This window comes from Boseongicola aestuarii (genome assembly GCF_900184815.1).
GTDB classification, from domain to species: domain Bacteria; phylum Pseudomonadota; class Alphaproteobacteria; order Rhodobacterales; family Rhodobacteraceae; genus Boseongicola; species Boseongicola aestuarii.
Genome location: NZ_FXXQ01000015.1, coordinates 16115 through 29928, shown reverse-complemented (window position 1 = coordinate 29928; position 13814 = coordinate 16115). Strand labels below are relative to the sequence as shown.

The following is a 13814-nucleotide window of genomic DNA, read 5'->3' as shown; positions in this document are numbered from 1 at the left end:
GGCGGGGTGGCTCTGATGCCCATGGGCGAGCGGCTCAAGGGCGTTCTGGGCTTTTTCAGACGCACGGAACGGTCCTCGCCGCAGATTGTGCGCGAGGCCGCGATCCATGTGATCCTGCTGGACGGCACGATGTCGGTGCTGGATGAGGGATGTGAGACGAACGTCGGTCTGATCTACAAACTACTGGCGGATGAGCTGGGCGAGCGGCCTCTAAGTCTGTTTTACGAGGCGGGGGTGCAGTGGACCGACTGGTCGGCGACGCTGAACGTGATCGAGGGGCGCGGCATCAACCGTCAGATTCGGCGGGCCTACGGGTGGCTTGCATCGCGCTATCGTCCGGGCGACACCATTTTTCTGGTCGGATATTCGCGCGGGGCTTACGCGGCACGATCACTTGCGGGGGTCATCGACCGGGTCGGGCTTTTGGAATACATCCATGCGACCGAGCGCCGGGTGACTGAGGCCTATCGTCATTATCAGCGCAATGATGCTCCGGAGGTGATGGAGGCGTTTCGCCACGCATACTGCCACGCGGAAGCGCCGATTGAAGCAGTGGCGGTGTTTGATACGGTTAAGGCGCTTGGTTTGCGTGCGCCATTTGTCTGGCGCTGGGCGGAAGTGAAACATGCGTTTCACAGTCATCGGCTGGGGCGGTCGATCCGGCACGGATTTCATGCGCTGGCCTTGGACGAGACGCGGGAGGCGTTCAAACCGGTTTTGTGGGAAACGCGCGAGGGCTGGGATGGCACGGTGCAGCAGGTTTGGTTTCGCGGCAGTCACAGCGATGTCGGCGGGCATCTGAACGGTTTCAGCGCGGCGCGGCCTTTGGCGAATATCCCGCTGGTGTGGATGCTTGAACGGCTTGAGGGGTGCGCCTTGCCGCTGCCCGAGGGCTGGCGCAGCCGGTATGCGATGGATGCGGATGCACCGTCCGTGGGGACGTGGCGCAACTGGGGCAAGCTGTTCCTGGCGCGCAAGAAGCGTGTCGTCGGGCGCGATCCCAGCGAGCGGTTGCACCCTTCGGCGACGGGGCGTTCACCGCGCGCGGCGGATTTTGCCGACAGCGCGGTGTTGGACGTCTAGGTCTTTCGCGTCAGGCGACTTTTTCCAGACTGATGTGTGGAGCAAGTCCAAGGGCGTGCACCACATCGCGGGTCAGGCCCGGTTTGTTCAGCGTGTAAAAGTGCAGATGGTTTGCGCCCTCTTCCAGAAGTTCAGTGCAAAGTTCGGTGCAGATTGCGGTAGACAGAAGATCGCTGCGCCCGTCGCGTTCGGCGGTTTCGAACATGCTGGCGAAGGTCGGCGGGATATGCGCGCCACAGCGTTTTGCGAAACGCTCGGTGCCTTTCCAATTCTCGATCGGCAGGATGCCGGGGATGATCTCGGCAGTGATCCCGGCGTCTGCGCAACGGTCGCGGAACCGCAGGAAGGTTTCGGCTTCGAAGAAAAATTGTGTGATCGCGTTGGTCGCGCCGGCGTCGATCTTGCGTTTCAGCCAGTCGATGTCCGCGCCCGGATAAGCCGCTTCGGGGTGCGCGTCGGGGTAGGCGCCGACGGTGATTTCGAATTGGCCGGTCTCGGCGAGGGCCGCCACGAGCTCGGTCGCGTCGGCAAAGCCTTCGGGGTGAGGTGTGAAGGCGTGCGCGCCTTTGGGTGGATCGCCGCGCAGAGCGACGATGCGGTTGACGCCGGATTTGGCGTAATTCGCTGCGATTTCTAGTGTTTCCTCGCGGGTGGCGTCGACGCATGTCAGGTGCGCGGCCACATCAAGACCCATGTGGCGACCCAGTGTGTCGACCGCTTCGTGGGTCAGTTTGCGCGTCGTGCCGCCCGCGCCGTAGGTGACGGACACGAAGGCAGGATCGAGGTGTGACAGGGTGTTCACCGTATCCCAAAGACGGAACGAGGCTTCGAGGGATTGCGGAGGGAAGAACTCGAAAGAAATGGTCGGACGGGTCATTGGAATGCTCCTTGTTGAGGGCTTGTCCCACAGGTTGAGTTGTGAAACAAATTCATAATTCTCACTAAGATAATGAGGCGGATTCATAGATGCATATCGAGTTCCGGCATTTGCGCACCATTCGGGCGATCCATGCAGCGGGCGGTTTGGCGCGGGCGGCGGATGTGTTGAACATCACGCAATCGGCTCTCAGTCACCAGGTAAAGGGGCTTGAGGAACAGGCCGGCGTCGAGTTGTTTGTGCGCCGTTCCAAGCCGTTGAAGTTGTCATCGGCGGGCAAGCGTTTGTTGGCTTTGGCCGAGAAGGTCTTGCCCGAACTTGAGGCGATGGAGGACGACTTTCGGAATTTGCGTTCGGGCAAATCGGGGCGGCTTCATATCGCGATTGAATGTCATGCCTGTTTCGAGTGGTTGTTTCCGGTGTTGGAGGAGTTTCGCAAGGCCTGGCCCGATGTGGATGTGGATATCCGGCCGGGACTGGCGTTTGATGCCTTGCCGGCTTTGGCGCGCGAAGAAGTCGATCTGGTGGTGTCGTCGGACCCGGAAGATTTGGCCGATGTGACGTTTTCGCCCTTATTTGATTACGAGCCCGTTTTCGTGGCGTCGGCGCAGCATCCTCTGGCGGCAAAGTCGTATGTCGAGGCCGAGGATTTCCGCGACGAATTGCTGATCACATATCCGGTCGAACGGTCGCGGCTGGATGTGTTTTCCGAGTTGCTGACACCTGCGAAGGTCGAGCCGCGCGGTGTGCGGCAGGTGGAATTGACGGCCGTCATTCTGTTGTTGGTGGCGTCGAATCGCGGCGTCGCGGTGCTGCCGGACTGGGTCGTGCGCGAGGTGCGTTACCATTCGGACTATGTGACGCGTCCGGTAACCAAGGCAGGTCTGAGCAAGCGGCTTTATGCAGCGACCCGCAGCGATGAGACGACCAAGCCATTTATGGCGCATTTGCTGAAGCTTGCGCGCAGGATCCCGATGCAGCTTCAGCGTCAGGGCTCGGTTTCCTAAAGCGAAACCCATTGTTTCCAGTGACTTGCTTTCTTTACCGGCGTCAAGCGGAGGCGTAGGTTGAAGGTCTGGGTTGGTGTGAGTTGGGGGCGATATGGCGAAGCGGGAGTCACAAACGGCTGAGGCGATTCTGGAGGCTGCGCGCGCGATTGTCCGCGATCTTGGACCCGACAAGCTGACGTTCGAGGCGATTGCCGGGCGGGTCGGAATCTCGAAACAGGCGGTGATTTACTGGTTTCCGAACAAGGCACGATTGCTGGAGGCGCTGGTGCGTCCCGCGCTGGAGGCCGAAGCCGCGGCGGGAAAGCTGGCGTTCGGGCCGACGACTGCGCCGGACGTGGCCTTGCGCGGCGTGATCGAGGCACTGGCGGTGTTCCATATGTCCGATCTGGACCGGTTTCGACTGATGTACGTCACGCCGCAGATCGGACAACGCTCGGGCCGCGAGGGGGCCATGCTGACCACCTTGGGGCGGATGCATCCGGCGACGACCGAAATGTATGACGCGCTGGCGGAATGTCTGGTGGAGGGTGGGCGCTATCGGCGGATGGTTGAAGCACGGCGCGCGGCGGTTGCCGTGCACACGGCCCTTTTGGGGCTGTTGTTGCGGATGGCGATGGCTGACACGTTGAACGCGCCTTTGCGGCACCGTGACGATGCCTTGGTCGAAGCCCTTTTGGGAGTGATCGCGCCGCAAGCTGCCTGACCCTTGTGTCTGGCTCTGTGATGCCTAGCTTGACCGTAACAGCAAAAATCGGGGAGGCGGGCATGGCGCGGATCGGTGTGACGGGGATGGGAACGATGGGCGCGGCCCTTGCGCTCAATATTGCGGACAACGGGTTTGAAGTTGCAGTGCACAACCGCTCGCCCGAGAAAACGCGCGCAGTTGTGAAGGGCGCCGGGGATTTGGCGGAACGCCTTGCCCCGGCGGAAAATCTTGAGGATTTCGTCGGGTCATTAACCAAGCCTCGGGCTGTGTTAATAATGGTGAATGCCAGTGCCGTGGATGCGGTGATCGAGGATTTGGTGCCGCTGCTGGAGCAGGGGGACCTGATCGTTGACGCGGGCAACGCCAACTTCAACGACACGCGGCGACGCGCGAAATCGGTCGAAGACGCGGGGCTTTTGTTTCTGGGCGTCGGCGTTTCGGGCGGTGAGGAAGGCGCGCGGTTCGGGCCTTCGATTATGGTTGGCGGGACGCCGGAGGCGTATGCGCCGATCAGGGACATTATCGAGGCGATTGCCGCCGAGTTCGAGGGCGACGCTTGCGCGGATTTTCTGGGAACGGACGGGGTCGGGCACTTGGTGAAAACGGTGCATAACGGCATCGAATACGCGGATATGCAGCTAATCGCAGAGGCCTATGGCCTGCTGCGCGCGGACGGGCGCGACATAGACCGGATGGCCGATTTGTTCGGGCAGTGGAACGACGGCCCGCTTCAGTCCTATCTTATTGAGATTACGTCTGAAATTCTGAAAACAAAGGACCGAGACACGGGCAGGCCGATCGTGGATGTGATCCTGGATCAGGCGGGGCAGAAGGGCACCGGGCGCTGGACGGTTATCGAGGCCCTGAAGATGGGTCAGTCGGCTACGGCGATCGAAAGCGCAGTTGCCGCGCGATCGTGGTCGGCGCTGAGCGATACCCGCGCGGCGGCAGAAGCCGCTTTTCCGCCGGACGGGAGGGTCGCAGAGGTGTTGGACACGGACCTTGAGGCCGCCCTTTTGGCTGCGCGCATCCTGACTTACGGGCAGGGCATGGCGCTTTTGGAGGCGGCTTCGGCTGAGTTCGAGTGGTCCTTGGATCTGGCGCGCGTGGCCGAAATCTGGCGGGCGGGCTGTATTATCAGATCGTCGCTTCTGGACGATATTTCGGCCGCGATCAGGCACGGATTGCCGCATGGGCAGTTGTTGCTGGAGCCGGCGTTTGTGGCGCGGTTGCACGAAACCATCCCGGCGTTGCGGCGCGTGGTGACGGCCGCGATGCTTAATGGCCAGTCCGTCCCGGCGATGGCGGCGTCCTTGTCGTTTTTCGACACTTTGCGGCGCGCACGGGGGACGACGGACCTTATTCAGGCGCAACGCGATTTCTTTGGTCGCCACGGTTTCAAGCGCGTGGACCGCGACGGAGACGGGTTTCATGGGCCTTGGGCGGACTGACGCCTCCCGTTAAGACTTCTTAACGCCGAAAGAGAGAGGTCTGGAGGCTCTGGAGTGTTTGGACAAGCATCCGGCGCGACAGGAGGCTTTGGGTTTTAGGGCTTGCCCAAGCGACGCGGCTTCCGTACATGGCGTCGATCATTGAAAAGGGTATCCCGATGCAAGGCAGCGCAAATCTGAACGTCATGACTGCGACCGCGCGCAAGGCGGGCCGGTCGCTGAGCAAGGATTTTCGTGAGGTCGAGAACCTGCAAGTGTCGACCAAGGGTGCCGGAGATTTTGTCAGCCGTGCGGACATCCGCGCCGAGGAAATCATTCGCGAAGAACTGATGGCGGCGCGCCCCAATTACGGCTGGGTTGGCGAGGAAAGCGAGCCTGTGGAGGGCAAGGACCCGACGCGGCGCTGGATTGTTGACCCGCTGGATGGCACGACCAACTTCTTGCATGGGTTGCCGCATTGGGCGGTGTCGATCGCCCTTGAACACAAGGGCGAAATTGTTTCGGCCGTTGTGTATGACGCCTCGAAGGACGAGCTTTTCTTTGCGGAGAAAGGCCAGGGCGCCTGGATGAACGAGACCCGGATCAGGGTGTCGGCGCGCTCGAAAATGATCGAGAGCATTTTTGCAACCGGCGTGCCTTTCGCGGGTCGTGCGGACCTTCCGGCGACCTTGCAGGACCTGGCGCGATTGATGCCAACCTGTGCGGGTGTCAGGCGGTTCGGGGCGGCGGCGCTGGACCTCGCTTACGTCGCGGCGGGCCGCTATGACGGCTATTGGGAACGCGGTTTGAATTCGTGGGATATCGCTGCGGGCGTGTTGATCGCGAAGGAAGCGGGTGCGCTGGTCGAGAGCCTTGATGGCACTGAAGCACCGCACGAAAGTGGCTCTTTGATCGCGGCTGCAGAGCCGATCTTTGACAGCTTTGCCAAGGTCATTCGCAACAAATGACGGGGTGCCTTGGGGCGCTGCCGTTAACCTTTCTTAATTTCTGAGCGTTTTTCTTTCGTTGCGGGGACTGTTTTGCTGCCCGTGACGGGTGGGGATGCTGCTGTGCGGCAATTTGATCCTTGCTTTTTTAACTCCGCCGAGTAATTAAGTTTCGCAAGAGGCAATTTTTAAGTCATAAAATTGCGAAGAGGATTTGAGATGTTGGATAATCAACCGCGCGGCACGATCGTTATTGAAGACCTTGAGGTCGGAATGGTGCGCAGCCTGACGAAGGAAGTGACGACGCGCGATATCGAATTGTTCGCCGAGGTGTCCACGGACCGTAATCCGGTGCATCTGGATGACGCCTATGCGGCAGATACGATTTTCGCGGGGCGGATCGCGCACGGGATGCTGACGGCGGGGTTGGTTTCGGCTGTGATCGGCGAGCAATTGCCCGGACATGGGACAGTATATCTGGGGCAATCGCTAAAGTTTCTGGCCCCTGTGCGGCCGGGTGATGTGGTGACGGCAGAGGTGGAAGTCCTTGAAATTGATTACGCAAAGCGCCGCGTGACGCTGGACACGCGCTGTCTTGTCGATGGCAAGCCGGTGTTGAAGGGCCAAGCGAGCGTTCTGGCGCCGTCCGCCAAGTTCGACTGACGGGTTGCGGGTCCCGCGCGAGGGCGCTACGGGACATTTATGCGCATCCATCGCGATACCACTTACCTTGATCCAGCCGACCGTGGCGCCACGGTCGCGATCGGTAATTTTGACGGTGTTCACTTAGGCCATCAGGCGGTTCTGCGACAGGCGGCTATGGTGACGGACGCGCCTTTGGGCGTGGTGACTTTCGAGCCGCATCCACGCGAAGTGCTGGTTCCGGATACGGCTCCGTTCAGATTGATGAACGCGGAAGCGCGCGCGCACCGGTTGGCGAAGCTGGGGGTCGTTCATCTTTATGAACTGACGTTCAATGCGGCTTTGATGGCTTTGACACCGCGCGAATTTGCGCGCGACATTCTGGCCGAGCGGTTGGGGCTGAAGCATGTCACCGTGGGTGCAGATTTTTGCTTTGGCAATAATCGCGCCGGAAATGCCAATGATCTGAAAGCCTTCGGGGATGAGTTCGGTTTTGGCGTGACTATTGCCGAGCTTGTCGAGACGGGCGGTTTGGAAATCTCTTCCACCCATATTCGGCAGGCTTTGAGCGATGGGCGGCCCCGCGATGCGGCGGCCATGCTGGGGCATCAGCACCGGATTGAGGGGGTTGTTGAAAAGGGCGACCAGCGCGGGCGGGATCTGGGCTATCCGACAGCGAATATGTCGATCGCTGGGCTGCATCCTCCGAAATTCGGGGTTTATGCGGTGCGGGTCGATGTTCTGACGGGTGACAATATCGGGTCTTATGACGGGGTGGCGTCCCTTGGCGTGCGGCCGATGTTCGGCGTGAATGTCCCGAATTTCGAGACCCATGTCTTTGATTTCAGGGGCGATCTTTATGGTGCGCATTTGTCTGTGGCACTTGTTGAGTATCTGCGGCCCGAGGAAAAGTTCCAGAGCCTGGACGCGTTGATCGCGCAAATGGACGCGGACTCGGCGCGGGCGCGCGAGATACTGGCGGGCTGATGTCGGACCGCGACCCCATTGACCGTGACGGACTCCGGGACCGCTATTGGGAGCGAGTGCCGTTAAAGAACCTTAACAAGCGCGAATGGGAAGCCCTTTGTGATGGCTGCGGGCGCTGCTGTCTGAACAAACTGGAAGACCCGGACACCCAGGAGATCGCGTTCACGCGGGTGGCGTGCCGGTTGCTGGACGGCGAGACGTGCCGGTGCGCGCAATATGATATTCGCAAGCAGTTCGTGCCGGATTGTGTGGTCTTGAAGCCCAGCAATATCGACGAGATCGCCTATTGGATGCCGCCGACCTGTGCTTATCGGCTGCTGCATGAAGGTAAGCCGCTGAACGACTGGCATCCGTTGATTTCAGGCACGGCGCAAACGGTGCATGACGCCGGAATTTCGGTTCAGGGCTGGACGGTGCCGGAGTTCGAGGTGCCGGAGGAAGAATGGGAAGACCATATAATCGAGGATCCGTCATGAAGTTTGCGTCAGACAACAATGGACCTGTGCATCCGAAAATCATGGAGGCGATGGTGCGCGCAAACGAGGGGCACGTGCCGGCCTATGGCGGAGATGACCTGACTCGCTCGGCGATTGAAAAAGTGCGCGAGGTGTTCGAGGCACCGCAAGCTTCGGTGTTTCTGGTGCCGACTGGGACGGCGGCAAACGCGCTTATTCTGGGCAGTTTGACGAAACCCTGGGATGCGGTCTTTTGCTCGAACTTTGCGCATATTCATGTGGATGAATGCCACGCACCGGAGGCGTTTACGAATGGAGCGAAGCTGACTCCGGTCGGCAAGCGCATAGACAAATTCAACTCGAGCGAGCTTAAAACGGCGATTTCGGGGTTCAATCCTTCAAATATACAACAATCGGGGCATGGTCCGGTGTCTATCACGCAGGTGACGGAGCGGGGGACGCTTTACGGTCTGGATGAGATTGCCGGGATCGCTGATGTGTGCCGGGAGGCCGGGGTTCCGCTTCATCTGGATGGAGCGCGGTTTGCCAATGCGGCGGCGGCTTTGGGCTGCTCGGCGGCGGAGATGTCTTGGAAGGTGGGCGTTGATGCGGTGTCGTTCGGGGCCACGAAGAACGGCGCTTTGGCTGTGGAAGCAGCGGTGATTTTTGACCCCGCGCGTGCGGTTGAGTTCCGGCGTCGGCAGCAACGCGCGGCGATGGTCTTTTCGAAATCGCGGTATCTGGCGGCTCAGATGGAGGCCTATCTGACGGATGGGCTTTGGCTGGAGACGGCGGGCGAGGCCAATCGGTTGGCGGGCTTGCTGGAGGCGGGGATTACGGGGATCGATGGCGTGGAGTTTGCCTTTCCGCGCCAGGCGAACATGATCTTCGTCTGGTTGCCGCGTTTCCGGCATCGGGCTTTGAAGGAGGCCGGGGCGTATTACTATATCGAGGCTGGCGTTTTGGAGGGCGACGATCCGCATGAGCCGCTCTTGGGACGGTTGGTCTGTGACTGGTCGGTGAAGGAAGCGGATATTGCAAAGTTTGCGGATGCTGCGCAGGGTGCAAGGCCATGAGTGATCCGTTTGTCCATCATCCTGAACTGCGTGCGTTGATTGCCAAACCGGAAGCGTCGCCTTTTCGAAAGCAGTCGATGGCCGAGTTTGTGGCGTTCATTGAAGAGGCCGGGCTTGATACCGGCTGGTTTTATTCGGACGACGAGCGAGAGGCGAGCCGTGCAGAGACCTTGAAAGGGCGCGAAGGGCAGGATTTCTGGTTCTTCGGCTATGGGTCTTTAATGTGGGATCCGGGTATTCGGTTTGTTGAGGTGCGACGGGCCTATCTGCCCGGGTATTCGCGGCAGTTCATCTTGAAGGATACTTTCGGGGCGCGGGGGACCGAGGAAGCGCCGGGGTTGATGGCGGCTTTGGATCACGGTGGGGGCTGTCACGGCCTGGCGTTTCGTATCGCGGGCGCCGAATTTGATCTGGAAACGGACTTTATCTGGCGGCGGGAATTCATCGCTCCGGGATATCATCCGGTGTTTGCGCCTGTGGAGACCGATCACGGGTCAATCGAAGCGCTGACGTTTCTTGCGGATCACGAGGCGGAAACCATGTGTGCTGATCTGACCTGGGAAGAGAAAGTGCGTTTTGCAGCGACAGGGGCGGGGCTTTTTGGGACCAGCCTTGAGTATATCTCGAACATCGTTGGCCATTTCGAGACGTTGGGGATCGATGATCCGCACACCAGGGCTTTGCATGAGGCGGCATTGGCGTATCGCGCGGCGGGCGACGTTTAGGACACCAGCTTGGCACCGTCGAGGTCGACCATGGCGCGGACGGCGTCCGGGAAATGGGCGCGCCGTGTCTTTCCGTCTTGTTCGAGGCTGATGATGACGCAGTCGCCGGTGCCTTTGATCTGGCCGCCCGAAGCCACCGCGTATTCCATGATTAGGCTGGAGGCTTTGATCGAGCGGGTGCGGGCGGCGATGGTGTAGACCTCGTTTTGATACATCGGTGCGAGGAAATCGGCCGAGAGGTGACGCACGACGAGTTGCGGGTCGTCATCGGCGTGCGAGTAGGTCGTGATACCGCGGGCGAGGGCGTAATTGACGCGGATCGTCTCGAACCACTTCAGGAAGACAGTGTTGTTGACGTGGTTCAGGGCGTCGAGTTCGTAAAAGCGGACCTTGTCACTGTAGCCGTACGCGAAACCGGATAGGCCTGCCGCGGCAAGCTGGTCTGGTGCAAGCAGGGTGTGAGGGTCGTCCATGGTCGCGCTTTCGGTGCGTGGAGCGGGTGAAGGGAATCGAACCCTCGTATTCAGCTTGGGAAGCTGCTGCTCTACCATTGAGCTACACCCGCGACTGTCATTTGAGTAGGAGGATTGCGACCTTTGGTCAAGGTTGTGCGTTGCGGTGAGGCTCGCTTTGGGGCCGAGGGCTTTGTTTGGATATTTATGAACAGAAGAAGGTGTTTAGCCGCGGCGTCTTCGGCGGCGGCCGCCGTCTTCCTGGCCTTTGGTGTTGAAGGAAACCTGAGGGAGCGTGACCACGCTGGACAGATGCGGGAAGGGGGCCGTGGCATGGGGGATGGCGTTGGCGGCGACGAAGTGTTCCTGGAATTTCGGCTCGATCGCGGTTTCGACCTTCTGGATGCGGTGGACTTCTTCTTCGATGCGGGTGCGGGCCGAGACATCGCAGAGCGCTATGCGCGCGCCGGTGCCTGCGGCGTTGCCGGCGGAGGTGACCTTTTCCAGCACGCAGTCGGGGATCATACCCAGTACCATGGCGTGTTTGGGCGAGATATGTGCGCCGAAGGCACCGGCAAGGACGATGCGGTCGACGGTGTCGGTTTCGAGTTCGTCCATGAGGAGCCGCGCGCCTGCGTAGAGCGCTGACTTGGCGAGTTGAATGGCGCGGATATCGGCTTGGGTGACGGTGATGAGGGGGCCGCCGTCGGCGGTGCCGTCGTAGAGAGTATAGGCGTGGGTGCGGCCCTCGGGGATGGCGCGCATTGTGCCGGTTTGTTCGGCAGACCCGATCAGGCCGGACGGGTCGACGAGGCCTGCGATGCGCATTTCGGCGACCGCTTCAATTATGCCAGAGCCGCAGATGCCGGTGACGCCGGTGGCGGCGATCACGGCGTCGAAGCCGTCTTCGTTGGACCAGATATCGGAGCCGATGACGCGGAAGCGCGGTTCTTTGGTGACCGGGTCGATTTCGACGCGTTCGATGGCACCGGGCGCAGCGCGCTGGCCGGAGGAGATTTGCGCGCCTTCAAACGCCGGGCCGGTGGGCGAGGAGCAGGCGAGGACGCGGTCTTTGGTGCCGAGCAGGATTTCGGCATTGGTGCCGACGTCGCAGATCAGGACGAGGTCTTCGGATTTGTAAGGTTCTTCGGAGAGCGCGACGGCGGCGCAATCGGCCCCGACGTGTCCTGCGATGCAGGGAAGAAGGTAGGCGCGCGCGGCTGGGTTGATCGGGCCAAGGCCGATATCGGCGGCCGCACATCTGAGCGCATCGGAGGTCGCGAGCGCGAAGGGCGCCTGGCCAAGTTCGACGGGGTCGATGCCGAGCAGGAGGTGGTGCATCACCGGGTTGCAGACAATGGTCGCCTCCACGATGTTTTCGAGCGGGATCTCGGCCTGATCAGCGAGATTGCGGGCGAGGTCACCCATGGCGTCGCGCACGGCGGTGGTCATTTCAACATCACCGCCGGGGTTCATCATGACGTAGCTGACGCGGCTCATCAGGTCTTCGCCGAAGCGGATTTGCGGGTTCATGATGCCTGCGGAGGCGAGCACCTGGCCGTTCCTCAGATCGCAGAGGTGGGCGGCGACGGTGGTGGAGCCTAGGTCGATGGCGAGGCCGTAGAGGCGGCCTTCGAAGAAGCCGGGCCATATGTCGATGATCCGGTGGGTGGCGTCGGCATGGTCCTTGTGAAGCGCGACGGTAACGGTCCAGTTGCCTTTGCGCAGGGTCGGTTGCAGTTTGCGCAGAACCGGGAGCGGAGCGTCGATGCTGTCGACCTGCCAGTCGATCTTGAGGGCTTCGGCCAGACGTTGCAGGTCACCTGAGGGTTCATGCATGTCGGGTTCGCGAACTTCGACATAGTAAAGGCGGGTGGCCGGGTCCATCGTGATGTCACGGGTGGCGGCGGCTTTGCGCACGACCTGTTTATGGACCTGGCTTTCGGGTGGCACGTCGACCACGAGATCGCCCTGAATTGTGGCCTGACAGCCGAGGCGGCGACCGTCCTTCATCCCGCGTTTCGATTTGTAGCGTTCTTCGACCATGTTCCATTCGGAAATGGCGTCTTCGGCGACTTCGAGCCCGTGTTTCGAAAAGCTGCCGAAACCCGGCGAGACCTGGCACTTGGAACAGATGCCGCGTCCACCGCAGACCGAGTCGAGATCGACGCCCAATTGACGGGCCGCTGTGAGGATCGGTGTTCCGACCTCGAAATGCCCGCGTTTACCCGACGGGGTGAAGATTACCAAAGCTTTGTCTGTCATGGGGTTTTCGCCTGTACTTTCGGCCAGATCATAGCGGTGATCGCAGCCATGGAAAGGCCGGTTCCGCCAGAAAACGACCCTGAAACGTCATGGTGCCTTCTGAATGTCGCCGCATTCATGAGGCAGAGTGAAAATGTGTAATGAGTTAGGGAAAGGGATTCCCATGGACCTGGTTGGTCTTATCAGTGTCGGTGCGATCTATGTCGCTCTTCAAATCTTTGCAATTCTTCGTCTGGACGGGATGTGGCTGCGGGCTGCCATTCTGACAGTGCCGGTGTTGTGCGCGCTGTCGGTGATTTCGGTGTCGCTGGGGCTTTTTGGTATCGCAGGCTCCGAGATCGGGGCGTTCGCGGCTGTTCCATTGGGGATCGTCTATCTTGCGGTCTTGTTGCCTGCTGCTCACCTTGCGCGGATTTTCCGCCCGACGACAGGTTAGCGGAAGGCGATCACGCCTTCGCCGAGCAGCCAGACCGACAGAGGCACTGGTAGAACGGCGAGCAGAATGGTCAAGACGGCTGCCCAGGGGCGAAAGAGGCGGCTGAAGCCTGCGATGAATGCTATGCCGCCACCGCCGCCCAGAATGGCATTCCCCGGAATATTGAAGAGTGCTGCGAGGATCAGGTAGCGGCCTTTCCGGACGTATGGCGCCGTCCGTTCGGGGAGGCGGTGCGTCAGGTGGGCGAGGCGGTTTTCATGTGACAGCGGTTCAAGGCGTTCGATCAGTGCGCAGGCGCGTTTCAGATGCAGATCAGCCAACGTGGCGTGGAGCCAGCGGTAGGGAACGCTGTGGCCGATCATATAGGCGAGCGACAGTCCGAGCACCGTCGCGATGTATACCACGGGTGCGATATCGGCGCCTTTCATCAGGAGCAGTGATATTCCGATTTCGATGCCCGGAACGAAAGGGACGGCAAGGAGTAGCACGTAGACAAGGATGAGGACTGTCAGAACGCCCAGCATCAGACTGTCCGATCCAATGACCTGAGCGCGCTCTTGCGCCCAGTCGAGCAGGCTCAGAACGACGTAGACCATCGCCGCGACGACTGCGAGTTTCACCGCAAAGCGCGTTAGGCCGACATGCCAGGGTGGGAAGTGGTCATGTTCAGTCATGGCTACGAGGCTGTCGCTATTGCGTTCCATCTGGGACCACAAACGCATG

15 protein-coding genes and 1 tRNA gene are annotated in these 13814 nt (G+C 60.6%); 11 read left to right on the top strand and 5 right to left on the bottom strand.

Annotated elements, in window-relative coordinates:
* The first annotated feature begins 15 nt into the window (after window positions 1-15).
* The gene (locus tag BOA8489_RS17155; protein WP_370807320.1) at window positions 16-1083 is read left to right on the top strand and encodes a T6SS phospholipase effector Tle1-like catalytic domain-containing protein; all 1068 of its coding nucleotides are present in this window, start codon (window positions 16-18) and stop codon (window positions 1081-1083) included.
* Between the two features lie 10 nt (window positions 1084-1093).
* On the opposite strand, the gene metF is transcribed toward BOA8489_RS17155, so the two are convergent.
* Window positions 1094-1960 carry a methylenetetrahydrofolate reductase [NAD(P)H] gene (gene metF, locus BOA8489_RS17150; RefSeq protein ID WP_093975536.1) on the bottom strand — a complete coding sequence of 289 codons (867 nt, stop codon included), beginning with the start codon at window positions 1958-1960 and terminating at the stop codon, window positions 1094-1096.
* Between the two features lie 89 nt (window positions 1961-2049).
* On the opposite strand from metF, the gene BOA8489_RS17145 reads away from it, so the two are divergent.
* The 9 genes from BOA8489_RS17145 to BOA8489_RS17105 all read left to right on the top strand — a co-directional run bounded on the left by BOA8489_RS17145 (window position 2050) and on the right by BOA8489_RS17105 (window position 9938).
* On the top strand, window positions 2050-2967 hold the full coding sequence (locus BOA8489_RS17145) for a LysR family transcriptional regulator (RefSeq protein ID WP_093975535.1): 918 nt from the start codon (window positions 2050-2052) through the stop codon (window positions 2965-2967).
* Between the two features lie 94 nt (window positions 2968-3061).
* Window positions 3062-3673, top strand: a complete 612-nt coding sequence (locus BOA8489_RS17140) for a TetR/AcrR family transcriptional regulator (RefSeq protein ID WP_093975534.1) — start codon at window positions 3062-3064, stop codon at window positions 3671-3673.
* A 29-nt stretch (window positions 3674-3702) separates the two neighbouring features.
* Window positions 3703-5127, top strand: coding sequence for an NADP-dependent phosphogluconate dehydrogenase (gnd, locus tag BOA8489_RS17135; RefSeq protein ID WP_306345769.1), 1425 nt, complete (start codon window positions 3703-3705; stop codon window positions 5125-5127).
* A gap of 158 nt (window positions 5128-5285) precedes the next feature.
* A complete protein-coding gene (locus BOA8489_RS17130; RefSeq protein ID WP_093975562.1) occupies window positions 5286-6074 on the top strand; it encodes an inositol monophosphatase family protein in 789 nt (262 codons plus the stop codon).
* Window positions 6075-6272: 198 nt separating this feature from the next.
* Complete coding sequence (locus BOA8489_RS17125; RefSeq protein ID WP_093975532.1) at window positions 6273-6716, top strand: MaoC family dehydratase; 444 nt, start codon at window positions 6273-6275, stop codon at window positions 6714-6716.
* A 39-nt stretch (window positions 6717-6755) separates the two neighbouring features.
* Window positions 6756-7682, top strand: a complete 927-nt coding sequence (locus tag BOA8489_RS17120) for a bifunctional riboflavin kinase/FAD synthetase (RefSeq protein ID WP_093975531.1) — start codon at window positions 6756-6758, stop codon at window positions 7680-7682.
* Window positions 7682-8158, top strand: coding sequence for a YcgN family cysteine cluster protein (locus tag BOA8489_RS17115; RefSeq protein ID WP_093975530.1), 477 nt, complete (start codon window positions 7682-7684; stop codon window positions 8156-8158). The genes BOA8489_RS17120 and BOA8489_RS17115 overlap by 1 nt, the downstream gene beginning before the upstream one ends.
* Entirely contained in the window at window positions 8155-9213 is a 1059-nt protein-coding gene (locus BOA8489_RS17110; protein WP_093975529.1) for a threonine aldolase family protein, read from the top strand. The genes BOA8489_RS17115 and BOA8489_RS17110 overlap by 4 nt, the downstream gene beginning before the upstream one ends.
* A complete protein-coding gene (locus tag BOA8489_RS17105; protein WP_093975528.1) occupies window positions 9210-9938 on the top strand; it encodes a gamma-glutamylcyclotransferase in 729 nt (242 codons plus the stop codon). The genes BOA8489_RS17110 and BOA8489_RS17105 overlap by 4 nt, the downstream gene beginning before the upstream one ends.
* On the opposite strand, the gene BOA8489_RS17100 is transcribed toward BOA8489_RS17105, so the two are convergent.
* From BOA8489_RS17100 to BOA8489_RS17090, 3 genes are all read right to left on the bottom strand, one after another.
* Window positions 9935-10411, bottom strand: coding sequence for an acyl-CoA thioesterase (locus BOA8489_RS17100; protein WP_093975527.1), 477 nt, complete (start codon window positions 10409-10411; stop codon window positions 9935-9937). The genes BOA8489_RS17105 and BOA8489_RS17100 overlap by 4 nt on opposite strands.
* 18 nt (window positions 10412-10429) lie before the next feature.
* Window positions 10430-10503, bottom strand: a tRNA-Gly gene (locus BOA8489_RS17095).
* Between the two features lie 112 nt (window positions 10504-10615).
* Window positions 10616-12655 carry an ASKHA domain-containing protein gene (locus tag BOA8489_RS17090; protein ID WP_093975526.1) on the bottom strand — a complete coding sequence of 680 codons (2040 nt, stop codon included), beginning with the start codon at window positions 12653-12655 and terminating at the stop codon, window positions 10616-10618.
* Window positions 12656-12818: 163 nt separating this feature from the next.
* Between BOA8489_RS17090 and BOA8489_RS17085 the strand changes: the two genes are divergently transcribed.
* A complete protein-coding gene (locus BOA8489_RS17085; protein WP_093975525.1) occupies window positions 12819-13091 on the top strand; it encodes a hypothetical protein in 273 nt (90 codons plus the stop codon).
* Here the strand turns inward: BOA8489_RS17085 and BOA8489_RS17080 are convergent.
* Window positions 13088-13795, bottom strand: coding sequence for a hypothetical protein (locus BOA8489_RS17080; protein ID WP_093975524.1), 708 nt, complete (start codon window positions 13793-13795; stop codon window positions 13088-13090). The two genes, BOA8489_RS17085 and BOA8489_RS17080, sit on opposite strands and share 4 nt — an antisense overlap.
* Window positions 13796-13814 lie beyond the last annotated feature (19 nt).